The following is a 23904-nucleotide window of genomic DNA, read 5'->3' as shown; positions in this document are numbered from 1 at the left end:
GGCGGCTTCGTGGGCATCCACAACGCGTTCGGCACCGAATACAACTGGCCCTACTACGAAGGCCTGCTGGGCAATGCCAACTTCTACGACCACGGTGCCAACCAGGACGGAACGGTGCAGGTGGTCAACAAGAACGACGCCTCCACCGAGATGCTGCCCGACAACTTCGGCTTCAAGGACGAGTGGTACACGCTGATGCCGTTCCCGACCAACGTGAAGTTCCTGCTGACCGTGGACACCAACTCGCTGGCCACCAAGCGCGGAACGCACCCGGGCCACGGCAACTTCCATCCCGTGTCCTGGTGCCAGTACTACGACGGCGGCCGCTCCTGGGTGACCACGCTGGGCCACGACGCCGGTGCCTTCGCCGAGGACCCCTCGACCTTCCGCGGCGCGGCCGAGTTCCAGAAGCACGTCGTGGCCGGCATCAAGTCGGCCATGGGCCTGGTGCCGTTCTGCCGCTGAGCATGGCGCGGCAGGCCCACACCTGGCGCCGCCGGCTGGCGCTGCTGGCGGCCGGCATCGCCGTGCTGCACGGCGCGGCGCAGGCCGATCCGGCCCCGCTGCGCCATCCGGGCGGCATGGTCACGCTGCCCGGCGGCACGCTGCTGCTGGCCGCCGATGCGGGCGGCGGTGGCCATGGCACGGAGCTGTGGGCCGTCGACGCGCAGGACGGCAGCCGCCGCCTGGTGCGCGACATCCGGCCAGGCCCGCTCGGCTCATACCCGAGCGGGCTCACGCTGTGGCGCGGCCAGGCCTACTTCGCGGCCGACGACGGCACGCATGGCCTGGAGCTGTGGCGCAGCGACGGCAGCGAGGCGGGCACCGTGCGCGTGGCCGACCTGCGCCCGGGGCCGGAGGGCGCGCTGCCCAACGGCTTCGTGGCTTTCGGCGATGCGCTGTACTTCTCGGCCGACGACGGCCGCCACGGTTTCGAGCTCTGGCGCACCCAGGGCACGGCCGAGACCACGGCCCTGGTGGCCGACATCCATCCCGGCGCGCCGGGCGGTCTGCCGCGCCAGCTCACCGTGCTCGGCGGCGCCTTGCTGTTCAGCGCCAACGACGCCGAAGGCGGCACCGAGCTGTGGCGCAGCGACGGCACGGCCGCCGGCACCCGGCGCGTGCGCGACATCCGCGCCGACGGCGATGCCAACCCGGAGCAGTTCACGCGGGTGGGCGAGACGCTGTTCTTCACGGCCGACGACGGCCGCCACGGCCGCGAGCTGTGGCGCAGCGACGGCACGGCCGCGGGCACGCAGCTGGTGCGCGACATCCGGCCCGGCCGCGACAGCGCGCAGCCGCGCCACCTGGTGCAGGCCGGCCGCTGGCTCTGGTTCGCCGCCGACGACGGCCGCCACGGCATCGAGCTGTGGCGCAGCGATGGCAGCGCCGAGGGCACGGCCCTGGTGGCCGATATCCGGCCTGGCCTGGCCAATGCGCTGCCCAGCCATCTCACCGCGCTGGGCGAGCAGGTGGTGTTCGCCGCCTACGACGGCGTGCACGGCGTGGAGCCCTGGATCAGCGACGGCACGGCCGCAGGCACGCGCTTGCTGGCGGACATCCACCCCGGCCCCGGCCATTCCAACGCCTGGGCCTTCACGCGGCTGGGCGAACGCATCGTCTTCGCCGCCGACGATGGCCGCCTGGGCATGGAGGTGTGGCAGACCCGCGGCCAGCCGCAGGACGTGCAGTTGCTGCGCGACGAGCGCGCCGGCGCGGCCGGCGCCTTCCCGCGCGGCTTCGTCGCGGTGGACGGGCGCATCGCTTTCGTGGCAGAGGCGGCCGACGGCGCGACCTACCTCGCGTTCGACGGCGCGCCGGTGCGGAACTGCGGCAGCGCCGACAGCGGCACCGTGGGCAAGGCGCCGGGCGCGACCGGCTGCGTGGCCTCGGCGCCCTCTTCCTCGGCCACGCGGTAGACGAAGCGCCAGTCGGCCAGGGTGGTGGCGTCCTCGAACGCGGTGTCGAGGCGGCCGAAGCCCTGGCGCTTGAGCGGCGCGGCGGTCGAGCGGCTGTGCACGCCGAGGATGCCGCCGCCCGGCGCCGGCACCAGCGCCCAGTCGGCGCTGCCGGTCATCGGGTCCAGGTACAGGCGGCGCAGATGGCGCTGCACGGTCGGCCAACGCCTGTCCAGCAGCAGGTCTTCCAGGCGCTGCGGGAAGCGGTGCTGCTGGCCCTGCGGCACCTCCTCGTAATAGCGCTTGATCGCGGCACGGATCTGGTCGCCGGCGTACAGCAGATCGGCCTCGCGCTCGCGCTGCGCGTGCACGCTCCAGACGCTGCCGGTGACCGCCAGAGCCGCGCCCATCAGCGCCACGGCAAGCAGCAGGCCGATGTAGGTGAAGCCGCGCTGTGCACTGCGCCTGCGCCTGCGCACGCTCACAGCTCCGAGAGATCGACGCCGCCGCGGGTCTTGCCCTGGGCGCCGCTGCGCACGTCGTACACGCGGCCCGGTGCAGCGCGGCCGTCGGCGGCGGCCGGCGGCGGCACGAAGATCCAGCTCTCGCCGCTGTCGGTGTACGGGTCCACCGGCAGCGCGCGCAGGTAGCGCCTGCGCACCAGTTCGGCCAGGTCTTCGGGGTAGCGCCCGCTGTCGGCGTAGAACTTGTCGATGCTGTCGCGCATGACCGCGAGCGACTGGCGCAGCGCGTTCTCGCGCGCGTGCTCCACCGCGCCGAAGTAGCGCGGCGCCGCGATCGACAGCAGCGTGGCCAGGATCGCCATCACCACCAGCAGCTCGACCAGCGTGAAGCCGCGGATAGAGCGCTTCACCATTCGCGGTACGGCCGGCCGTTCAGGCCGGTGCGCTCCGACAGCGAATGCACGTCGTACACGTCCTTGCCCGGCTGCGGCTGGTCGGCCGGCGAGGCATAGCTGCGCAGGCCCCAGGTCTGCGCGGCGGGCAGGCCGGCATCGCCCGTGAACAGCGGGTCGCGCGGCACCCGGCGCAGGAAGCGCACTGGCCGGCCCTGCGGGTCGCGCGCATCGGTGGCGCCTGCCACCAGGGCCTCCAGCGTGGGCGGGTAGCCCGTGGCGTCGGCGGCGCGCGGCACGGTGCCGGCCTCGGTCGCGCGCTTGTACGCGTCGATGGCCTGGCGGATCTCGCGCAGCGCGCTGCGCAGCTCCTGCTCCTTGCTGCGCTGCACCGTCAGCTCGGCCAGCGGCATCGCCATGGCGCCCAGCACGCCGACGATGGCCACCGTGACCATGAGTTCGACCAGGGTGAAGCCGCGCTGCCTTGCCGCACCGCGTGTGGCCTCCACGCTTCTCGCGCTCATCGCGCCACGATGCCGATGGACACCGGCGGCGGCGCCTGCACGGGCAGGTTGCTGGAGGTCACGTCGAAGCCGATCTCGGCCGTGCCCGGCGCCTTGGCCAGCACGCGCATGCGCAGCGTCGCTGGCGGCGTGGCCACGCCGGCCACGCCGGAGGTGGACAGCTCGACCTCGGCCTGGCCGCTGGCGCCTGCCGCGCCCACCGGCGCCAGCAGCGCCGGGTCGTAGCGCAGCTGCACGCGCGTGCCGATGGCCTGGTTGCCGCCCGGCAGCGACAGCTGCACGCTGAACTCTTCGCCGATGCCGACCTGCGACGGCGCCTGTGCGCTGAGTGCCGCGGGCGGCTCGGCCACCGGCGCTGCGCCAGCCGCCGCTCCGGCCGGTGTGGCGCTCGCCGTGGCAGCCGCGCCCGGCGGCGTCAGTGCCATCGCCGTGCCGTCGCGAAAGCGCAGCGGCACGCGCCCCGGCACGGATTCGGTGCCGGATGCGAACTGGCTTTCCACCGTGTCGGGCCGGCGCACGTTGCGCAGCACGCGCGGCGTGACCAGCAGCACGATCTCGGTCTTGGCCACGGTCTGGTCGTTGTTGCGGAACAGCCGGCCCAGCAGCGGCAGCTCGGCCATGCCGGGCAGCTTGGCCATGGTCTGGCGGTCCTCGTTGTTGATCAGGCCGGCCAGCACCTGGGTCTCGCCGTCGCGCAGGCGCAGCGTGGTGCTGGCGTTGCGCGTGCCCAGGCGGTAGGCCACGGTGCCGGAGATGTTGAGCTGCGACAGGATGTTGGACACCTCCAGCTGCACCTTGATGGCGACCTCGTCCTCCAGGTAGACGTTGGGCTCCACGTCCAGCTTCAGGCCGGTCTCCAGGTAGCTCACGGCCGAGGACACGCCCACGTTGGCGGTCGAGGTGGTGGTGATCACGGGCACCTTCTCGCCGATGTGCACCTTGGCCTTCTCGCGGTTGCGCACGCGGATGCGCGGATTCGCCAGCAGGTTGGCGCCGCCATCGCTCTGGCGCAGGTTCAGGATCAGCAGCGGGTTGGCCGTGAAGGCGCGCAGCCCGCCGCCGCCGCCGATCTGCACCAGGCCGTCCGACGTGGTGCCGTTGGTGCCCGGGATGCGGCCGACGATCTGCTCCGGGTAGCGCAAGCCGATCTCCTGCGCCACGCTGGAGGCGATCTCCAGCACCTCCAGCTCCAGCATCACCTCGGGCTCGCCCAGGTCCTGCGTGGCCACCAGCTGCTCGGCCAGGCGGATGGCCTCGGGCGTGTCGCGCATGATCACCAGGTTCAGCCGCTCGTCGACGAACAAATCGCGCGTCTTCACCAGCGCGCGGATCATCGCGGCGGTCTGCTTGGCGTCGGCGTTGGCCAGGTAGAAGCTGCGCATCACCAGCTCCTGGTACTCGCGCTGCTTGGCCTGGGTGTTGGGGTACAGGATCAGCGTGTTGTCGTTGAGCACCTTGCGTTCGAGCTGGTTGGTCTGCAGCAGCACGCCGAGGATGTCGTACAGGCTGGTGTCGCGCACGAAGATGGTGGTGCGCTGGTCGCCCTTGACGTCCTTGTCGAGCACGAAGTTCAGCCCACCGTGGTTCGACAGGATTTCGAAGATGGTGGCCAGTGGCACGTCGCGCAGCTCCAGCGTCACACGCCGCGCCATGGCTTGGCGCAGCTGCGGTTCCTTCTGCTCCAGCAGGCGGCGCCGCTCGGTCACGCCGCGCACCACGGCCTCGGCGCCGCGCTGGCGCGAATCGCGCGCCAGCACGCCGCGCGCGATGCGGTCGGCACCCGCCAGGTCGCCGGCCGCCAGCAGGCGCTCGGCCTCGGCCACCGACACGCGGTGCGTGCGGTCGGCCTGCACCGCCTGGATGCCGCCCTGCGCCACCACCGAGGCCGGGTCGATGCGCAGCGCCGTGCGGTAGCGCTCCTCGGCGATGTCCAGCGCGCCGGCCGCGCGCGCGGCGTCGCCATCGCGCACGTAGACACCGACGACGGAGTCGCGCTGCAGGATGAACGCGTTGTAGGCGCCCGGGTCCAGTGGCGGCGTGCGCGCGGCGCGCTCCAGCCGCGCCAGCCCTTCCTCCACCTGGCCTGCGGCGATCAGCTGCTGGGCCGATTGCACGGTGGCCTCGCGCGGCGTGGCGCACGCCGCCAGCAGTGGCAACAGCAGCAGTGCCGGCCAGTGCCAGCGCGCCGCCAGGGGAAGGCGCGGGCGGGCCGCGCGGTCGGGGGATGTCACTAGTTCTGCTCCTCGGATTCGGCCGCCGCGGGCAGGGCGCCGGGCGCTGCCGCGGCGGCGCTCCGGCCGGCCACCAGGGCCAGCGCATGGCGGGTGCCGGTGGGCACATGCAGCAGCCGCAGTTCGCGCTCGCCGATGTGCTCGACCATGTAGTCGGGTGTGAGGGGCCGGCCGGCCACGGCGGACAGCTGGCGGGCGCCGTGTGCGAGCAGCACGGTGGTCAGGCCGTTCTCGGTCCAGCGGCCCAGGAAGGTGAATGGCAGCGCCGGCGCGGCGGGCCGTGCGGGCGCGCTGGCCATGGCCGGCACCGCGGGCGCTGCAGCGGCTGCGGCCTGCGCGGCTGCTGCGGTGGCGGCCGCAGCAGCCGGGTCGCCGAACGGGCTGCGGCCGGCTTCGGTGTAGGGGCGCTGCGGCAGCGCCAGCGCGGCCGTGGGCAGCGCGGGCGCAGTCGCCGCTGCGCTGCGGGCAGGCCGGGACGCAGGCGCGCTCAGCGCGGGCGCGGCCGCGTCGTCCGGCGGCTGCACGGCCAGCATGGCCGCGCCGGTGCCCAGGGCGGCCAAGCCGTAGAGCATCCAGCGCTGGCGGGTGGACAAGGCCATGGCGGTCAGCGCCTGCGCAGGTAGACGGAGAGCCGCACGTCGGCCTCCAGCGTGGCGTCCGCCGCGCGGCGGAACTGCACATCGTCCAGCGCGACGAAGGGCTGCTGGTCGAGCAGCCGGCCCAGGAAGGCGCGCACCTGCGTGTAGCTGCCCGCGGTGCGCAGCGCGATGCGGTAGCGCGCCAGCCCCTCGGCATCGGCACCGGCGCGCTGTTCCAGCCGGTACTCGGCCGAGCGCAGCGGCACGCCAGCCTCGTGCGCGGCGGTGTCCAGGCCGGCCAGCGCCTCGGCCAGCGCGTCCAGCGGCGGGAAGGCCGCGTGGAACTGCGCCAGCTGCACGTCCGGCTGCCGCGGCCCGCTGCTGCCCGGGCGCGGCACGGGCGGCACCACGGCCAGCAGCGCTGCCTGCTCGGCGCGCAGCGGCGCCACCAGTGCCAGCTCGGCCGCGACCGCCAGCACCAGCAGCAGCACGCCGGCGATGGCCAGCCAGGGCCGCCTGCGCAGGGTCTTCATGGCGCCTCCCATTCGGCGGTCAGCGTGAAGCGCAGTTGCCGCGGCACCGCGTCTTCCTGCACCGCATGGTCGACCAGCAGCACCTGGCGGAAGCCGGGCGTGCGTTCGAGCTTCGCCATGTAGTCGAGCACCTGGGCCAGCTCGGCGGCCTGGCCGCTCACGCGCGCGCGGCGGCTGTTGCCTTCGGGCTGCAGCGCGGTCAGGAACACGCCGGGCACGCTGACCGATTCCAGCGCGCGAAACCAGGCGTCCCAGGGCACGGCCAGCGTGGCCGCCACGGCCTGCGCCGCGGCGATCTCCGCGGCCAGGGCGCGCGGCAGCTCGCTGCGTTCGGCCACGGGCTGCGGCTGCAGCCGTGCGTGCGCCTTGGCCTGTGCATCGGCGGCCTGGCCGTAGCGCAGGCCCACCAGCGCGCAGGCCGCCAGCCCGAGCGCCAGCACGCCGTGCCCCCACCAGCGGGCCCACGGCGATGGCGGCAGGAAGTCGAGTCGGGGCGCTTGCATGGCCATCAGAAGAAGTGGGCGGCGGCCAGCGCCAGCGGTTGCAGCTGCCAGCCGGCCTGTGCCAGCGACGCGTCGGGCGCCGGCATGGCCGCGCCCATGCCGCTCCAGGCCACGTGCACCAGCGGCAGGTCGGCGGGCTCCAGCCCGTCCAGCAAGGCACAACGGGCCAGCCAGGGCACCAGCGCCGCGCGGCCGTGCGCGGCATCGAAGGGCAGGCTGCGCAGGCTCTGCCAGCCGTGCGGTGTGCCGATGCGGGCGAGCATGGCGCCGTCCGGCTCGGTCACCAACAGCCAGGCATGGCGGCCGGCGATGTGGGGCCAGGCGTGCGCGGCGGCCAGCGCCAGCAGCGGGCGCACGGACACGGCCTGCAGGCCGGCCTGTTGTCGCAGCCGCTGCAGCCAGGCGGCGTCCACTGCGGCGGCCGGCATGCCGGGGGCGGCCGCGTCGTCCACCGCCACGTCCCAGCCGTCGACGGCGTCGCCGTGGATGCCGCGCAGCACTTCGCGCGCGGCCACCTGGCGTTCGGTCGCGCCGCGCAGTGCGCGGCCGTCGGGCAGCAGGGCGGTGCGCACGAAGCGGTTGGACACCACGATGCGCGTGCGTGCGCGGTGCGGCCGGGCGGCCACTGCCAGCTTTTCCAGCTCTGCCAGCGCCTGCAGCGCGGCACCGGCATCGCCGGCACCGTCGGGCGCGGCCACGGCCTGGTGGTGCCCCTCCACCGGCGTGCCCCAGCCGCGCCGGCGCAGGGCCAGGCCCGCCTGCGACGGCGCCAGCCACACGGCGGCCTGGTCACGCCACGGCAGTCGTGACACGGTCCACCTCCTCCAGGCTGGTCGCGCCTTCGCGCAACAGGTCGAGCGCCACGTCGCGCAGCAGCCGCGTGCCGCCCCGGCGCGCGGCGTCCTTGAGCACGCGCACGGGCTGGCGCGTGATGATCAATTCGGCCAGCTCGTCGGTCATCACGAGGATCTCGGCGATGGCCACGCGGCCCAGGTAGCCAGTGGCGCGGCACTGGCCGCAGCCGCGCCCGGCCATGAAGCGCCAGCCCGACAGGTCCGCGCCCGCGAGCCCGGCATCGGCCAGGCGCTCGGCTTCGGGCGTGGCCTGCACGCTGCAATGCGGGCAGTTGCGCCGCACCAGGCGCTGCGCCACGATGCCGTTCAGCGCGGCCGTGAAGCTGTAGCCGTCGATGCCCATGTGGGCGAAGCGGCCCAGCACGTCGAACACGTTGTTGGCGTGCACGGTGGTGAACACCAGGTGCCCCGTCAGCGAGGCCTGGATGGCGATCTGCGCAGTCTCGGCGTCGCGGATCTCGCCCACCATCACGCGGTCGGGGTCGTGCCGCAGGATGGAGCGCAGGCCGCGCGCGAAGGTCAGGCCCTTCTTCTCGTTCACGGGGATCTGCAGCACGCCCGGCAGCTGGTACTCCACCGGGTCCTCGATGGTCACGATCTTCTCGTGGCCGTGGTTGATCTCCGAGATGGCGGCGTACAGCGTGGTGGTCTTGCCGCTGCCGGTGGGGCCGGTCACGAGCAGCATGCCGTGCGGCTCGCCGGCCAGCCGGCGGATGGTGCGGCGGTCGGGCGCGGTGAAGCCCAGGCTGTCCAGCGTGAGGCCGCGCGCGGCGTCGGCCAGCTGCTTCTTGTCGAGGATGCGCAGCACCGCGTCCTCGCCGAAGATGGACGGCATGATGGACACGCGGAAGTCGATCTCGCGCCCGCGCACCGCCACCGTGAAGCGCCCGTCCTGCGGAATGCGGCGCTCGGCGATGTCCAGCTGCGCCATCACCTTGATGCGCGAGATCACCTGTTCGGCCAGCTCCATGCCGTCGCCGTGGCGCACAGCCACCAGCACGCCGTCGATGCGGTACTTGATGCCCAGGCCGCCCGCGCCCGTCTCCAGGTGGATGTCCGAGGCGTTGGCCTTGAGCGCGTCGTACAGCGTGGAGCGCACCAGGCGCACGACCTCGCTGCTGCCCTCGGCGATGCTCTGGAACGACAGGTCTTCGGCATCGCTGCCGGTGGCCGCGCCGCTGCCGCCGGCGATCTGCAACTGCTCCAGCGCCGACAGGCCTTCCTCATGTCGGGCCAGGTACGCGGCGATGTCGCCGGGGTGGGCCAGCGCCTCGCGCGCGGCAGGGCCGAGGGTGTGCTGCGCGCGGGCCAGGCGTGCATCGTCGAACGGGTCGCCCAGCACCAGCGTCAGGGCGCCGGCGGCGTCGCGCATGGCCAGCACCTGCAGCGCATGGCACTGCGCGAAGGGCAGGGCGTCGAAGGCCGGCTGCCAGCCGTGCAGGTCGCCGATGCGCGCCAGCGGGTAGTGCAGGCTCAGCGCCAGCCGCGCGGCGAAGCGTTCGGGCGCGTCGCCCGACAGCTCTTCGAGCATGCGCACCACGCTGGCACCGCGCTCGGCGGCCAGGCGGCGCGCCTCGGCGATTTCACGCGCGGCGAACGGCGGCAGGGGCACGGCAGCGTTCATTGCAGGCTGCCCGCCAGCTCGAAGATGGGCAAATACATCAGGATCACGATGGCGCCGATGACCACGCCGATCACGGCCATCAGCACCGGCTCGAACAGCTTGGTGAACCACTCGATCCAGCGCGCGAGTTCCTCGTCGTGGAAGCCGGCGATGCGCTCCATCATCGTGGCCATGGCGCCGCTGTTCTCGCCCACGCGCAGCATGCGCGCGGCCACGGGCGTGGTCAGTCCGGCGGCGGCCATCGCGTCCGACAGGCCGATGCCATCGCGGATCTGCTGCGTCGCGCGCGCCAGGCGCTGCTGCATGTCGTGCGGCAGCAGGCCCTTGACCATGTCGAGCGCCGGCACCAGCGGCGTGCCGCCGCGCAGCAGCATGCCGAGCGAGCGGTAGAAGCGCGCGAGATGGTAGGTGGCCAGCCGCGTGCCGACGGTCGGGATGCGCGTGAACAGGGCCACCAGGCGCGGCAGCAGCCGGCGCGCCAGCAGCGCGCCCAGCACCAGCGTTGCCAGCAGCGTGGCGCCGATGGCCGCGCCGTGGGCCTGCATGCCCTGGCCCCAGCGCAGCAGCAGCATCGACATCCACGGCAGGTCGCGGCCCGACTCGGCATAGATGCTGGAAAAGCGCGGCACCACGTAGCCCAGCAGGAACAGGATCACCAGGCCGCCCAGGCCCAGCAGCGCCACCGGGTAGATGGAGGCCGACACCACCTTCTTGCGCACCAGGTCCAGGCGCTCGTGGTAATCCACGTAGCGTGCCAGGGACTCGACCAGGTCGCCGCTGCGTTCGGAGGCGCGCACCGTGGTCACGTACAGCACCGGGAAGGCCTGCGGCAGCGAGGCCAGCACGCGCGAGAACGACTGGCCTTCGAACATGTGGGTGCGCATGGCGGCCAGCACCGGGCGCACGTCGGCGCGGGTCTCTTTCTCCAGCAGCGCGTCCAGGGTCTCGGGCAACGAGAGGCCGGCCTGCAGCAGCGCCATGAGCTCGTGCGTGAACTGCAACAGCGGAAAGCGCGGCACGCGGCGCAGGCCGGCGCCGAGGTGGATGCGCGGCAGGCCCGCCATGGCCCGCTGGGGCGCGGCCGACAGCACGGCCACGCCCTGCGCGCGGGCATGCTGGGTGGCCGTGGCCAGGTCGTCGGCCTCGACCACCAGCTGCACCAGGCCTTCGCCCGAGCGGAAGCCGCGCACATCGAACTGCATCGCGACCGGCCTGCCTACCAGCTGGTGACGTCGGCAGCGTCGCCGCTGCCACCGGCCTGGCCGTCCTTGCCCAGCGAGTACAGGTCGAATTCGCCGTGCTGGCCGGGCGACTTGTACAGGTAGGGCCGGCCCCAGGGGTCGGGCGGCACGCCCTTCTGCAGGTAGGGGCCGTCCCACCTGGGGACGCCGTTGGGCCGCGCCGTGAGCGCGGCCAGGCCCTGCTCGTCGCTGGGGAACTGGCCCACGTCGAGCCGGTAGGTGTTCAGCGCACTCGTGAGCGCGGAGATCTGCGCCTGCGCGGCGCGCACCTCGGACTTGCCGACCTGCGAGAAGTAGCGCGGCGCCACGTAGGCGGCCAAGAGGCCGATGATGACCATGACCACCAGCAGTTCGAGCAGGGTGAAGCCGCGCGCGCGGTGGCGGCGGTGCAGGGCGGGGCGCATCGCGGATGTCTCCTGGGGCTCTGGAAATTCGCGCATCGGGCGTGGCCGGCCTCAGCGCGCGGGCGCGCACGGGCGGCGCGCGAAGATGGGCGATGCCTCGGTCGCCAGGCCAAGTTCCTCCGCGGCGGCCAGCAGCGGCGCCGCCAGCGCGCCCATGCGTGGCGCGGTCAGCCGGATCGCGGGGCCGGCGATGGTGATCACGCCGGTGGCAACCTCGCCGGGCCGGCGCACCGGCGCCGCCATGGCGCTCATGCCGGGCGCATACATCTCGTGCATCTGCGAATAGCCGCGTGCGCGGTCGTCCGCCAGGATGTCGACCACCGCCTTCCAGCCGGTGGGCGCACGCGGCCCGTAGTCGCGCGGCTCGCCGAAACCCTGGCGGACGATGAGTTCGAGCGCGCGCTCTTCGGTCAGCGTCATGAGCCAGGCGTGGCCGGCGGCGCTGCACGACAGCCGCACGTCGACGCCCATGTCGGGGTCGTAGCGCAGGCCGAAGCGCGCGCCCTGGGCCTTGGCCACGAAGGTCAGCCGGTCGCCGTCGACGATGGCCAGGCGCACCAGTTCGCCGCTGGCCTCGGCCAGCCGGTCGATGATGGGCTGGGCCGCCTCGACAATGCCCGAGCCGCCCAGGTAGGACAGGCCCAGCGCGGCCAGCTTGGTGGTGAGTGCGTAGTCGCCGTGCTCGCGCGTCTGGCGCACGTAACCGCAGCGCACCAGGTCGCTCAGCAGCCGGTGGCAGGCGGAGAGCGGCAGCGCCAGTTCCTCGGCCATGGTCGACAGGGTCTTGCCCGTCGGCCGCATGGCGAGGTATTCCAGGATGGTCAGGGAGCGTTCCAGCGTGCTTGCCATGCGCCGGATTGTTGTGCGGAAGCTCCTTCCTTTGTGGAAGGGTTTTCCTTAATGGAAAAGATTTCCCAAAACTTTAGCATTCGCAGCCACCACCCACCCATCCCGAAGGACTACACCGTGAAACCCTTGTTCCGCTGCGCCCTGGCCACCGCCGTGACGGCCGTCCTGGCCCTGTCTGCCACCGCCACGCTGGCCCAGGACATCCAGGAACGCACCATCAAGTTCGGCCACCTGAACAACGCCGACCATGCGGTGAGCTTCGGCGTGAAGCGCTTTGCCGAACTGCTGGCCGCCAAGAGCGGCGGCAAGCTCAAGGTGCAGGAATTCCCGGCCAACCAGCTCGGCAACGAGATGCAGCAGCAGTCCGCGCTGCAGGGTGGCGTGCAGGAGATGTCGGCCCCGGCCACGACCTCGCTGGCCGGCATCGTCAAGGAATTCGGCCTGGTGGACTTTCCGTTCGCCGTGTCGACCTTCGAGCAGGCCGATGCGCTGCTGGACGGCCCGCTCGGCCAGACGCTGATCTCCAAGCTGCCGGAGAAGGGCCTGGTGGCGCTGGGCTACTGGGACCTGGGATTCCGCAACGTGACCAACAGCAAGCGCGCCATCACCAAGGCCGAAGACCTGGAAGGCCTCAAGCTGCGCGTGATCCCGAACCCGGTGTTCCTGGAATCGTTCAAGGCGTTCAAGGCCAACCCGGTGCCGATGCCCTTCGCCGAGCTGTACGGCGCACTGGAAGCCAAGGCCGTGGACGGCCAGGAGAACCCGTTCGCCGTGATCCTGTCGAACAAGTTCTTCGAGGTGAACAAGTTCGTCAGCGCCACCAACCACGTGTACGCGGCCAACATCGTGCTGGTCAGCAAGCGCTTCTGGGACAAGCTCTCGCCGGTCGAGCAGAAGATGATGAACGAGGCCGCCAACGAGGCACGCGGCTACCAGCGCCAGGTCAGCCGCGCCGCCGCGCAGAAGGCCGTGGGCGAACTGCAGGCCAAGGGCATGCAGTACAACGAAATCGCGCCAGCCGAGCAGGCCCGCATGCGCAGCATCGTCAAGCCGGTGACCGACAAGTTCGCCGCCAGCTACGACCCGGCCATCGTCAAGCTGTACAACGAAGAACTGGCGAAGGTCCGCAAGTAAGCGTCCATTGCGATCCGGAAGAAGAGCACACATGAAGATCCTCGTCCTGCACGGCCCCAACCTGAACCTGTTCGGCCGGCGCGAACCCCACATCTACGGCACCACCACGCTGGCGCAGATCAACGAGCAGCTTGCCGCGCTGGCCGGCGAGCTCGGCGTCGAGCTGGCCACGCTGCAGTCCAACCACGAGGGCGCGCTGGTCGACTTCCTCCACGAGCACATCGACACGGCCGCGGGCGCGCTGGTGAACCCGGCCGGCCTCACGCAGCACGGCGTGCCGCTGCACGACGCGATCAAGGCCATGCCGTTCCCGGTGCTGGAGATCCACATGTCCAACATCGCCGCGCGCGAGACCTGGCGCGCGCACTCCATCATCTCGCCGGCCGTGAAGGGAACGATCCAGGGCCTGGGCCCGCAGTCGTACCTGCTGGGCCTGCGCGGAGTCGTTTCGCTGGCGTCGGCAGCCAAGGGCTGAGCCCCATGAACCGCATGATCGACGGGCTCTGCAAAGGGCTCGAGGGGCTGATCGCGCTCGCGCTGGCCACCATGGTGGTGCTGGTGTTCGGCAACGTGGTGCTGCGCTACGGCTTCAACAGCGGCATCACGGTGTCCGAGGAACTGTCGCGCTGGCTGTTCATCTGGGGCACCTTCCTGGGTGCCGTGGTGGCCCTGCGCCAGCACGCGCACATGGGCGTCGACATGCTGGTGCGCCGGCTGCCGCCGCTGGCACAGCGCGCCTGCCTGGTATTGGGCCATGCGCTGATGCTGGGCATCGTGGCCATGCTGTTCAAGGGCAGCCTGGAGCAGACCCGCATCAACTGGGATGTGACCGCGCCGACCACGGGCTGGTCCATGGCCTGGGTGGCTTCGGCCGGCCTGGTGTTCTCGGTGCTGGCGGGCCTGGTGCTGCTGCTCGACCTGGTCCGCATCGTCAGCGGCCGCGTCGGCGACGACGAACTGGTCATGGTGCAGGACTCCGAAGAAGCCGCGCAGCTGCGCCATGTGCTCGAGCAAGCCGGCGCCAAACGCGGAGGAGCCCGCACATGACCCTCGTGATCTTTCTCGGTGCGCTGCTGGGCGGCATGGCGCTGGGCATTCCCATCGCGTTCGCGCTGCTCGGTTCGGGCCTGGCGCTGATGGCGCACCTGGACCTGCTGGACCCGCAGATCCTGGCGCAGAACCTGGTCGGCGGCGCCGACAGTTTCCCGCTGCTGGCCGTGCCGTTCTTCATGCTGGCCGGCGAGGTCATGAACGTGGGCGGCCTGTCGCGCCGCATCGTGAATCTCGCGCTGGCGGTGGTGGGCCACGTGAAGGGCGGCCTGGGCTACGTGGCCATCATGGCCGGCTGCCTGCTGTCGGCGCTGTCGGGTTCGGCGGTGGCGGACGCGGCCGCGCTGTCGGCGCTGCTGTTGCCGATGATGGTGCAGGCCGGGCACAGCAAGCTGCGCTCTGGCGGGCTGATCGCCTCCATCGGCGTGATCGGCCCGGTGATTCCGCCCAGCATCGGGCTGGTGATCTTCGGCGTGGCCGGCAACGTGTCGATTTCCAAGCTGTTCCTGGCGGCCATCGTGCCGGGCCTCCTGATCGGCGGCGCGCTGTGGATCACCTGGGCCTGGCTGGTGCGGCGCGAGGACATCGTGCCGCCGCCGCGCAAGTCGCGTGCAGAGATCCTGCGCGCCGCGCGCGAGGCGACCTGGGCGCTGCTGCTGCCGGTGATCATCCTGGTGGGCCTGCGCATGGGCGTGTTCACGCCGACCGAGGCCGCAGTGGTGGCGGCGGTCTACGCGCTGTTCGTCTCCACGGTGATCTACCGCGAGCTGAAGGTCTCGCAGTTCTACGGCGTGTTCGTCGGCGCGGCCAAGACCAGCGCGGTGGTGATGTTCCTGATCGCCGCGGCGATGGTCAGCGCCTGGCTGATCACGGTGGCCAACCTGCCGGCGATGGTGGTGGGCATGCTGGAGCCGTTCCTGGGCAGCCCGATCCTCCTGATGGCCGCCATCATGGTGCTGGTGATGCTGGTCGGCACGGCGATGGACATGACGCCCACCATCCTGATCCTCACGCCGGTGCTGATGCCGGTGGTGCAGGCCGCGGGCATCGACCCGGTGTATTTCGGCGTGATGTTCATCATCAACACCTCCATCGGCCTGGTCACGCCGCCGGTGGGTGCGGTGCTGAACGTGGTGGCCGGGGTCGGCAAGATGCGGCTGGACGAGGTGGCCCGCGGCGTCATGCCGTTCATGGTGGCCGAGTTCTCCATCATGTTCGTGATGGTCGTGTTCCCGGCGCTGGTCACGGTGCCGGCGCGTTGGCTGGCGGGGTGACCATGGTCATGCCGGCGCTGAAAACACATAACTTCCACCATCTTGCAGATGCCGGAACGGGTGCAAAAGTGGTTTCATCGCGGCATGTCCATCACCCGTCTTGTTTCCGTCTGCTGCCTGATGCTGTTCGCCAGCGCCACGGCAGCGGTCGTGTTGCTGCCCGAGGTGCCGGCCGTGGCGTTCGGCTGGCGCATGCCCGAGCCACCGTTCGGCGCACTGCTCTTTGCACTCGGCTGTGCACTGGTGCTGGCGCTGGGCCGTTCGCCGGCCCCGCCGGCGCAGCCAGACACGTTCCGCGACTGACGCCCTCGGCCTGAAGCTGCCTCGTCAGTCCTGACGATGCACCGGGCCCGCCAGGCTGGTGTGATCGGGGCCCCCATCTCAGGAGCAGCCCATGTCGCAATCCATCCGTTCGGCCCTCGCGGGCCTGTGTCTTGCGGCTGCCGTGCCGGCGCAGGCCGGCATCGTCATCACCACGCCGTTCATCAACTTCGAGACGCGCGCACAGAACACGCTGGGCTTCCTCGAAGGCGCCTATGTGCGCCTGGGCGCCAACTCCGTCGTCGACAGCAGCACCGGCAGCCCGGCCGGCATCACGGGCCTGGCCAGCACCGTCGATGTGTTCGGTGGCGGCCTGGTGCAACGCACGCTCAACCCGAATCCCGGGCCCAGCATCCCCAACTTCTTCTCGCGCTACCTGGCGCTGCCGACCAGCGGCGCCCTGCATCCCAATCTGTTCGAGCCCTGGACGCTGCGCTTCAGCAAGGGCAACGAAAGCGCGAGCGCGCAGGTGCAGATGCCGTCCGGTGCGCGGCCGATCGGTTTCGTCAAGAGCATCGCGTTGGCCGGCACGGCCGCAGCGCCGACCTTCAGCTGGACGCCACCGGCGCAAGACCCGGTGCAGGGTTACCGCGTGAACATCTTCGACCGCGCGCTGGTCAACAACGACCCGGGCAGGGGCCCGATCAGCAACGGCCAGGTCATGAGCCGCGACTTGCAGGGCACCAGCTACACGGTGAATCCCGCGGACTTCTCCGTGCCCGGGTACGCGTTCGCGCTCGGCAAGCAATACACCATCGAGATCTCCGCACTGCAGACGCGCGACGGCAGCACGCGCACCAACAACAGCAACCTGCAATCCGTGGCCCGGGTGTACGCGGAGTTCACGCCGACCGAGACCGGTGGCCAGCAGGTGCAGCTGCCGGCCGTGCGGGCGGACGGCGCCTTCGAGTTCAACTTCGCCGTCGCGGTGAACACCACCTACTACATCGACCCCTTCGTCGCAGTGGGCTACGACTACCAGATCGGGGCCGGCGACCCGAACTTTCGCAGCGTGATCCTGCCCAGCGAGATCGGCGACGGCCTGTACGACCTGTGGCTGTGGACCGGCAGCGACTGGCTGCTGGTGGTGGCGGACTGGCTCGGCGGCACGGCCTACGACTTCGACCTGCTGGGGGTGGACCGCTTCCGCGTCACCGGCATCGAGGTGGGCGCCGGCCTGGACCCCGGCGACACGACGGCCTTCGTGACCGGCGTCAGCTTCACCGGCGACGGCCGCTTCACCGGCACGCAGACGCCCATCACGCAGGAGGTGCCGGAACCGCCCATGGCGGCGCTGCTGCTCGCCGGGCTGGCGGGGCTGGCGCTGCGCCAGCGCAGGCTCAACGGTTGACGTCCACCACCAGCCGGCCGCGCACCCGGCCGGCCAGGATGTCGGTGCCGGCCTGCACGGCATCGCCCAGCCCGATCTCGGTCGTGATCGCGTCCAGCCTGGCCAGGTCCAGGTCGCGCGCCAGCCGCTCCCAGGCCGGCATGCGCACCGAGGGCTTGGCCATCACGCTGTCGATGCCGTACAGCGTGATGCCGCGCAGGATGAACGGCGCCACCGAGGCGGGGAAGTCCAGGCCCTGGGCCAGGCCGCAGGCGGCCACGGCGCCGCCATAGCGCGTCTGCGCGCAGGCGTTGGCCAGCGTGTGGCTGCCGACCGAATCGACCACGGCGGCCCAGCGCTCCTTGCCGAGCGGTTTGCCGGGCGCAGAGAGCTCGGCCCGGTCGATGACCTCGGCAGCGCCCAGGCCCTGCAGGTAGGCGGCCTCGCCGGTGCGGCCGGTCGAGGCCACGACACGGTGGCCCAGCCCGGCCAGCAGCGTGATGGCCACGCTGCCCACGCCACCGTTGGCGCCAGTGACCAGCACATCGCCCATGCCCGGCAGAAGGCCGTGGCGCTCCAGCGCCAGCACGCACAGCATGGCGGTGTAGCCGGCCGTGCCGATGGCCATGGCCTGGCGCGTGGTCAGGCCCTCGGGCAGCGGCACCAGCCAATCGGCCTTCACGCGGGCCTTTTGCGCCAGGCCGCCCGAATGCGACTCCCCCACGCCCCAGCCGTTCAGCACCACGCGGTCGCCCACCTTGAAGCGCGCGTCCTCGCTGGCCTCGACCACGCCCGCGAAGTCGATGCCCGCATGCAGGGGAAAGCTGCGCACCACGGGCGACTTGCCCGTGATGGCCAGCCCGTCCTTGTAGTTGATGGTGGAGTACTCCACCCGCACCAGCACCTCGCCCGCGGGCAGTGCGGCGTCGTCGACCGCCCGCACGCCAGCGCGGTAACCGGCCTCGTCCTTCTCGATCACCAGAGCCTTGAACATGGCATGACCTCCTGCGCACCATTCTGACCGCGGTGCGAAAGCCGTCCGGTGGCGCGGGGATCAGCAGCCCGCGGCGCAGAGCCCGGCGGTGTCGAACTCCAGCGTCCTGCCCGACAGCGGGACGTGCACCGGCACCTTCACTGCCTGGATGAAGGCCTCGGTCTTGCTGCCAGGGCGGACCTTGCCGCCGACCGTGCCCACCTCGTTGGCATGCGAGGCGATCACGGCTGCCGGCTTGACCAGGTCGTTGATGACGAACGCCGCCTCCCGCGGCCCGGTGCTGAAGCCGTCGCCCATGTTCATCACGGCGAGCTTGGCCTGGTAGTAGTCGCGCACCACGTGCTCCTGGTCGGCCGTGATGCCCGTGTCGCCGGACAGGTAGACCGACAGGCCGGTGCTGAAGCGCAGCACGTAGCCCGTGGCCGGGCCGACGCTGCCTGCGAGGCCGGCCTCCTTCATGGCCCTGCCGAGTTCGCCGCCGAAGTATTCCGGGTCCACGCCGTTGCTGTGCAGCGCCGTGACGGTGGCAATGCGCACGCCGCCCACCGTGACGCTGCCGCCGAAGCGCGCCAGCATGGCGTCGGCCGGGTTGCCACCGTTGGCCTTGAGCTTGGCCGCGAAGAAGGGCGGCATCTCGCTACCGGTGACGATCTTGGCCTTCTTGGCCAGCGCGATGTTGACCGCCGACGAATTGGGCATGGCCGAGACCGACATGTCGGGCTTGTCGCAACTGCCGGCGTTCGGCGCCGCGTTGTGGGCGTTGCCGATGTGGTCGCCGTGCATGTGGCTCACGAGGACGATGTCGATCCGGCCCAGCCGCGGATCGGTGGCGCCGGCCACCGTGCGGCCCGGGTCGTACAGGATGCGTGTGCCGTTCGGGTCCTCGAACACCAACGCGCGGTCCTGCGGGCAGAACTCGCCGTCGATGCCGCCCAGCGGCGTGACCTTGACGTTCTGGGCCAGGGCTGCCGTGCCCAGCGCCGCGGCCAGGGTGGCAGCCGCCACGGTTCGGTAGTGCATCGCCATGGGCGTCTCCGTTGTGGTGTGGATCTTCAGCTTGCGCGGCGCGGCGCGACCACCGCGCCCTCGATCGCGTGCCGGCGCAGGGCGTCCGCCACGAAACCCGTGGCCTTCATCTCCTCGATGAAGCGGCTGAGCCAGGCCTGCGCCGTGGTGCGCCCCTTGGGCACGCCCATGGCCTGCTCGATCACCATGAAGCGGCCCGGCAGCAGCCGCACGCCGCCCACCCGGCGGGCATCGGCTTCGAGCTGCTGCTTCACACCGGCGGCCACGTCCAGGCCCTGCGCCAGCAACATGTCGGTCACGGCGGGCGAGGTCGGTGCGCGCACCAGCGTGGCGGCCTTGATCTCGCGGGTGAGGTACAGGTCGTAGGCACTGCCGCGGCCCACCACCACGCGCGTGCCGGGCCGGTCGACCTCCTCGTTGCGCTGCAGCGCCGAACCGTTGCGCACCAGGTAGGCGCCTTCGATGACGACATAGGGCGCGGTGTACTCGGTGTCGGCACCGCGCACCGGGTCGATGGCCACGAAGGCCAGGTCGACCTGGCGCGCCTTGACCGCCTCGACGACGTTGCCGGCCGAGTTGAACAGCACCAGTTCGACCGGCAGGCCCAGGCGCCGTGCTGCCTCGCGTGCCAGGTCGACCGAGACGCCCCGCGGTTCGCCGCCGCTGCCGCGCGCGGCGAGGATGGGGTTGCCGAAGTTGATCGCCGCGCGCAGCGTGCCCGAGGGCGCCAGGTCGGCGCGCACGGCGCCCACGTCCGGCGGCGCCACCGCGGCGCAACCGCCGAGCAGCAGGCCGGCGGCAGCGCACAGGCGCCGGCGCAGCGGGTCGCTTGGATGGTTCTGCGTGGTCATGGGTGTTGTCGCCTCAGCGGCCGTACAAGGTCTGGGGCAACCACAGGCCGATGCCGGGCCACTGGTACAGCAGGAAGATCGCCAGGATCTGGATGCCCATGAACGGGATCATGCCGGCGAAGATCTGGTTCAGCGTGACATGCGGCGGCGCCACGCCCTTCAGATAGAAGGCCGACATCGCCACCGGCGGCGACAGGAAGGCGGTCTGCAGGTTCAGTGCCACGAGCAGGCCGAAGAACAGCGGGTCCACGCCGAAGTGGTCCAGCAGTGGGATGAAGATGGGCATGAAGATCACGATGATCTCGGTCCACTCCAGCGGCCAGCCCAGCAGGAAGATCACGATCTGCGAGAGCACCAGGAACTCCACCTTGGAGAGGTTCATGGAGAGCACCCATTTCTCGATCAGCTCCTGCCCGCCCAGCAGGGCGAACGCGGCGGAGAAGATGGCCGAGCCCACGAACAGCCAGCAGACCATGGCCGAGGTCTTGGCGGTGAGGTAGACGGACTCCTTCACCACGTCCATGCTGAGCCGCCGGTAGGCGGCCGCCAGCAGGAAGCCGCCCAGCGAGCCCATGGCGGCCGCCTCCGTCGGGGTGGTCAGGCCGAACACGATGGAGCCCAGCACGGAGAGGATCAGCACCACCAGGGGGAAGAACGAGGCCAGCAGCATCTTGAAGATTTCCAGCCGCGCGAAGCTGAGGAACAGGTAGAAGACCGCCACCAGCGCCCCCAGCACCGCGAAGCCGACCCACCACCAGGTCGGTGCCGGCTTGCGTTCGGCCGCCGCCGCCTCCGCGGTTGCGGCAGGCGCACTGGCCGGCTCGGCCGCTGCGGCGGCGGCGGGGGGCGGCTCGGCGCCCGGCGGCTCCTGCACCGCCCCTTCCACGGGAGGTTCTTGCAGCGCGCCCTCGGCGGGCGGCTCCTGCAGGGCGCCGTCGGTCGGTGGTTCCTGCAGGCCGCCTTCGGCGGGCGCGCTGCTGGAACTTTCCGCACCGATGGGCTGGATGTCGTACTGCGCCTCGGCCTGCACCGTGGTCACGGAACGCCAGGTGCCCGCCGCCAGCAGCACGAAGAGCAGGCCGGGCAGCAACACCAACGCGAGCTGGCGCAGCACGTAGCCCGTCGGCACCTCGGCGTTGCGCTTGCCTTTGAGCGCCTGCAGCAGGCGCCGGGGCGCATGGTTCCCCGCATCGGCCGGCAAAGCGCGGATGGGCGCCGGCAGGTCCACGCGGCGCTCTTCGGCCGACAGCGGCGGCGCCCACTGCGGCTTGATCTTGGCCATGATGATGACGTAGACCACGTACAGCCCGGCCAGCATCAGGCCCGGGAAGAAGGCGCCCGCATACAGCTGCACCACCGACACGCCGGCCGTGGCGCCGTACAGGATCAGCAGCACCGAGGGCGGAATCAGGATGCCCAGGCAACCACCTGCCGTGATGGCGCCGGCCGCCATCGAGGTGCTGTAGCCGGCACGCAGCATGGCCGGCAGCGCCAGCAGGCCCATCAGCGTGACCACGGCACCGACGATGCCGGTGGCCGTGGCGAAGATGGCGCAGGTGACGAGCGTGGCGACGGCCAGCGAACCGGGCACGCGCGCCATGGCCAGGTGCATGCTCTTGAAGAGCTTCTCGATCAGGTTGGCGCGCTCGACCAGATAGCCCATGAACACGAAGAGCGGGATCGCGATCAGCACGTCGTTGGCCATGCTCTTGTAGGCTGCCTGCACCATCAGGTCGAGCGTGCGCCGGATGTCGCCGTCGTAGGCCAGCCAGGTGAAGATCATGCCCATGCCCATCAGCGTGAAGGCCGTCGGGAAGCCCAGCATGATGGCGATGACCACCAGCGACAGCATCAACAGGCCCTGGTGGCCATGCGTGATCTTGTCCACGCCCAGCAGCATCCAGACGATGGACAGCAGCACCAGGCCCATGATGGAGAAGCCGAACCACAGTTCCTTGCGCATGCTCAGGCCCTCCCTTGCTTGGCGGCAAGCTGGCGGTCCAGCGCGGCGATGTCGGCATCCTTCACGTGCACCATCTCCTTGAGCTTGTCGACGTCGACCTCCTGCACGTCCTCTTCGCGGCTCGGCCAGGCGCCGGTCTTCAGGCAGATCACGCAGCGCGCGATCTCCGCCAGGCCCTGCAGCAACAACGCGGCCGCAGCCACGGGGATCACGAACTTGAACGGGTACAGCGGCAGCGGCGTGGCCGAGAAGGTCTGCTCGCGGATGGCGAGCGACTCCTGCGCGTAGGTCCAGCCGGCCCAGGTCATGGCCAGCACGCCGGGCAGGAAGAAGACGATGTAGAGCACGAGGTCCACGCCGGCCTGCGCGCGCGGGCTGAAGAAGCCGTAGAGCACGTCGCCACGCACGTGGCCGCCTTTGGCCAGCGTGTAGGCGCCGGCCAGCATGAACAGCGTGCCGTACAGCATGATCTGCGCGTCCAGCACCCAGGCGTGCGGGTTGTTCAGCGCGTAGCGGGAGAACACCTCCCAGCTGATCAGGACCGTGAGGGCGACCACGGCCCAGGCCGCGGTCTTGCCGATGAAGGTGGAGATCGTGTCGATCGCAAGCAGGAGCTTTTGCATGACTCGCTTTTCACAGGGGCAGACAACGACAAGGGCGCCGCTCAGGGCGCCCTTGTCACGGCACAAGCGTGCGAGGCATCAACTCTTCTTCTGCGCGAAGTAGTGGTTGTAGGCCATCTTGAAGTCGACGGTGTAGTCGTTGTGCCACTGGCCGGCGCGCTGTGCGAACGCGCGCTGCGAGTCCAGCACCTTCTTGAACATCGGGTTGTCCTTGGCCTTGGCCGCGACCGCCTTGTCCCAGGACGCCAGCTGCGCGCGCAGGATCGCGTCGGGCGTCTTGTAGAACTTGATGCCCTGCTTCTTGAGCTCCTCGTAGTCCTTGGAATTGCGCTCGATGGCCTTCCAGCTCATGTCGGCGCTGGCGGCCTGCACACCGTAGTCGACGATGGACTTGAGCTCGGCCGGCAGCGCATTGAGCTTGGTCTTGTTGAACAGCACCTCGAACTGCTCGCCGCTCTGGTGGAAGCTCTGCAGCATGCAGTTCTTGGCCACATCGGGAAAGCCCAGCACGCGGTCGCTGGAGGCATTGTTGAATTCGGCCGCGTCGATCAGGCCGCGGTCCAGCGCGGGCACGATCTCGCCGCCGGGCAGCGGGTTGACGGCCGCGCCCATGTCAGTGAACACGTCCACCGCCAGGCCCACGGTGCGGAACTTCAGGCCCTTCATGTCGTCGGCCTTGGCCACCGGCTTCTTGAACCAGCCCAGCGGCTGGACCGGCATGGGGCCGTACATGTAGGAGACCACGTCCAGGTTCAGGCTCTTGTAGATCTCCTCGACAAGGGCCTTGCCGCCGCCGTAGTAGTGCCAGGCCAGCACCATGTTGGCGTCCATGCCGAAGCCCGGGCCCGAGCCCCACAGCGCCAGCGCCGAGTTCTTGCCATACCAGTAGGCGATCACGCCATGGCCGCCGTCCAGCGTGCCCTTGCCGACCGCGTCGAGCAGCTGGAACGCGGGCACCACCGAGCCGGCCGGCAGCACGTCGATCTTCAGGCGGTTGCCCGCCATGTCGTTGATCTTCTTGGCCAGGTCCTGCGCGTACTCGTGGAAGATGTCCTTGGCCGGCCACGTGCTCTGGAAGCGCAGCGTGGTGGTCTGGGCCTGGCTGACCATGGGGGCCGACATGGCACCGGCGGCCACGGCGGCTCCTTTGAGCAGGTTGCGACGGCGCGGCGCGGCAGAGGTCTTGGCTTGGGTCATCGATGTGTCTCCAGTGGTTGTGAACAGAAGGCGCATACATGTTGGG

At 71.0% G+C, this 23904-nt stretch carries 25 protein-coding genes; 8 read left to right on the top strand and 17 right to left on the bottom strand.

What is annotated here, in order from left to right; genetic code table 11:
• Both DES41_RS15570 and DES41_RS15565 read left to right on the top strand, forming a co-directional pair.
• Window positions 1-465, top strand: a 465-nt coding sequence (locus DES41_RS15570) for a ThuA domain-containing protein (protein ID WP_147282878.1), incomplete at its 5' end; no start/stop codon positions are given.
• Window positions 466-467: 2 nt separating this feature from the next.
• Window positions 468-1919 carry an ELWxxDGT repeat protein gene (locus tag DES41_RS15565; RefSeq protein WP_114468587.1) on the top strand — a complete coding sequence of 484 codons (1452 nt, stop codon included), beginning with the start codon at window positions 468-470 and terminating at the stop codon, window positions 1917-1919.
• 460 nt (window positions 1920-2379) lie between these two features.
• Here DES41_RS15565 and DES41_RS15560 read toward each other — a convergent pair whose 3' ends face one another.
• The 11 genes from DES41_RS15560 to DES41_RS15510 are packed head-to-tail and all read right to left on the bottom strand — an operon-like array spanning window position 2380 to window position 12095.
• On the bottom strand, window positions 2380-2775 hold the full coding sequence (locus DES41_RS15560; RefSeq protein ID WP_114468586.1) for a type II secretion system protein: 396 nt from the start codon (window positions 2773-2775) through the stop codon (window positions 2380-2382).
• On the bottom strand, window positions 2769-3278 hold the full coding sequence (locus tag DES41_RS15555; protein ID WP_114468585.1) for a type II secretion system protein: 510 nt from the start codon (window positions 3276-3278) through the stop codon (window positions 2769-2771). Before DES41_RS15555 ends, DES41_RS15560 begins: the two co-directional genes overlap by 7 nt.
• On the bottom strand, window positions 3275-5509 hold the full coding sequence (locus tag DES41_RS15550; protein ID WP_114468584.1) for a secretin N-terminal domain-containing protein: 2235 nt from the start codon (window positions 5507-5509) through the stop codon (window positions 3275-3277). Before DES41_RS15550 ends, DES41_RS15555 begins: the two co-directional genes overlap by 4 nt.
• Complete coding sequence (locus tag DES41_RS15545; protein ID WP_114468583.1) at window positions 5509-6108, bottom strand: hypothetical protein; 600 nt, start codon at window positions 6106-6108, stop codon at window positions 5509-5511. The genes DES41_RS15550 and DES41_RS15545 overlap by 1 nt, the downstream gene beginning before the upstream one ends.
• A 5-nt stretch (window positions 6109-6113) precedes the next feature.
• Window positions 6114-6620 (bottom strand): GspMb/PilO family protein, encoded by a 507-nt coding sequence (locus DES41_RS15540; protein WP_170168190.1) that lies wholly within the window; start codon window positions 6618-6620, stop codon window positions 6114-6116.
• On the bottom strand, window positions 6617-7123 hold the full coding sequence (locus DES41_RS15535) for a PilN domain-containing protein (RefSeq protein WP_147282862.1): 507 nt from the start codon (window positions 7121-7123) through the stop codon (window positions 6617-6619). Before DES41_RS15535 ends, DES41_RS15540 begins: the two co-directional genes overlap by 4 nt.
• A gap of 5 nt (window positions 7124-7128) precedes the next feature.
• Window positions 7129-7935 (bottom strand): hypothetical protein, encoded by an 807-nt coding sequence (locus tag DES41_RS15530; RefSeq protein ID WP_114468580.1) that lies wholly within the window; start codon window positions 7933-7935, stop codon window positions 7129-7131.
• Window positions 7913-9601, bottom strand: a complete 1689-nt coding sequence (locus DES41_RS15525; protein WP_211332989.1) for a GspE/PulE family protein — start codon at window positions 9599-9601, stop codon at window positions 7913-7915. The genes DES41_RS15530 and DES41_RS15525 overlap by 23 nt, the downstream gene beginning before the upstream one ends.
• Entirely contained in the window at window positions 9598-10803 is a 1206-nt protein-coding gene (locus tag DES41_RS15520; protein ID WP_114468579.1) for a type II secretion system F family protein, read from the bottom strand. Before DES41_RS15520 ends, DES41_RS15525 begins: the two co-directional genes overlap by 4 nt.
• A gap of 14 nt (window positions 10804-10817) precedes the next feature.
• The gene (gene gspG / locus DES41_RS15515) at window positions 10818-11246 is read right to left on the bottom strand and encodes a type II secretion system major pseudopilin GspG (RefSeq protein ID WP_114468578.1); all 429 of its coding nucleotides are present in this window, start codon (window positions 11244-11246) and stop codon (window positions 10818-10820) included.
• A gap of 51 nt (window positions 11247-11297) precedes the next feature.
• A complete protein-coding gene (locus DES41_RS15510) occupies window positions 11298-12095 on the bottom strand; it encodes an IclR family transcriptional regulator (RefSeq protein ID WP_114468577.1) in 798 nt (265 codons plus the stop codon).
• Between the two features lie 153 nt (window positions 12096-12248).
• Between DES41_RS15510 and DES41_RS15505 the strand changes: the two genes are divergently transcribed.
• From DES41_RS15505 to DES41_RS15480, 6 genes are all read left to right on the top strand, one after another.
• A complete protein-coding gene (locus DES41_RS15505) occupies window positions 12249-13229 on the top strand; it encodes a TRAP transporter substrate-binding protein (protein ID WP_425466371.1) in 981 nt (326 codons plus the stop codon).
• Window positions 13230-13260: 31 nt separating this feature from the next.
• Window positions 13261-13704, top strand: a complete 444-nt coding sequence (locus tag DES41_RS15500; RefSeq protein WP_114468575.1) for a type II 3-dehydroquinate dehydratase — start codon at window positions 13261-13263, stop codon at window positions 13702-13704.
• 5 nt (window positions 13705-13709) lie between these two features.
• Entirely contained in the window at window positions 13710-14276 is a 567-nt protein-coding gene (locus DES41_RS15495) for a TRAP transporter small permease (protein WP_114468574.1), read from the top strand.
• On the top strand, window positions 14273-15553 hold the full coding sequence (locus DES41_RS15490; protein WP_114468573.1) for a TRAP transporter large permease subunit: 1281 nt from the start codon (window positions 14273-14275) through the stop codon (window positions 15551-15553). Before DES41_RS15495 ends, DES41_RS15490 begins: the two co-directional genes overlap by 4 nt.
• Window positions 15554-15637: 84 nt before the next feature.
• A complete protein-coding gene (locus DES41_RS15485; RefSeq protein ID WP_147282861.1) occupies window positions 15638-15856 on the top strand; it encodes a hypothetical protein in 219 nt (72 codons plus the stop codon).
• 91 nt (window positions 15857-15947) lie between these two features.
• Window positions 15948-17225: a PEP-CTERM sorting domain-containing protein gene (locus DES41_RS15480; RefSeq protein ID WP_114468571.1), complete on the top strand. Its 1278-nt coding sequence runs from the start codon at window positions 15948-15950 to the stop codon at window positions 17223-17225.
• Here DES41_RS15480 and acuI read toward each other — a convergent pair.
• The 6 genes from acuI to DES41_RS15450 form a co-directional block, all read right to left on the bottom strand.
• Window positions 17215-18198 (bottom strand): acrylyl-CoA reductase (NADPH), encoded by a 984-nt coding sequence (acuI, locus tag DES41_RS15475; protein WP_114468570.1) that lies wholly within the window; start codon window positions 18196-18198, stop codon window positions 17215-17217. The two genes, DES41_RS15480 and acuI, sit on opposite strands and share 11 nt — an antisense overlap.
• 60 nt (window positions 18199-18258) lie before the next feature.
• A complete protein-coding gene (locus DES41_RS15470) occupies window positions 18259-19224 on the bottom strand; it encodes an MBL fold metallo-hydrolase (RefSeq protein WP_245965726.1) in 966 nt (321 codons plus the stop codon).
• 26 nt (window positions 19225-19250) lie between these two features.
• Window positions 19251-20075, bottom strand: a complete 825-nt coding sequence (locus tag DES41_RS15465) for an ABC transporter substrate-binding protein (protein WP_114468569.1) — start codon at window positions 20073-20075, stop codon at window positions 19251-19253.
• Window positions 20076-20088: 13 nt separating this feature from the next.
• Window positions 20089-22044: a TRAP transporter large permease gene (locus DES41_RS15460; protein WP_114468568.1), complete on the bottom strand. Its 1956-nt coding sequence runs from the start codon at window positions 22042-22044 to the stop codon at window positions 20089-20091.
• Complete coding sequence (locus tag DES41_RS15455) at window positions 22041-22661, bottom strand: TRAP transporter small permease subunit (protein ID WP_114468567.1); 621 nt, start codon at window positions 22659-22661, stop codon at window positions 22041-22043. The genes DES41_RS15460 and DES41_RS15455 overlap by 4 nt, the downstream gene beginning before the upstream one ends.
• Before the next feature lie 78 nt (window positions 22662-22739).
• Window positions 22740-23858, bottom strand: coding sequence for a TRAP transporter substrate-binding protein (locus DES41_RS15450; RefSeq protein WP_114468566.1), 1119 nt, complete (start codon window positions 23856-23858; stop codon window positions 22740-22742).
• Window positions 23859-23904 lie beyond the last annotated feature (46 nt).

It is taken from the genome of Pseudorhodoferax soli, assembly GCF_003337555.1.
Classification (GTDB): domain Bacteria; phylum Pseudomonadota; class Gammaproteobacteria; order Burkholderiales; family Burkholderiaceae_C; genus Pseudorhodoferax; species Pseudorhodoferax soli.
The sequence above is the reverse complement of the archived record's forward strand: the minus strand, read 5'-3'. Positions and strand labels throughout refer to the sequence as shown.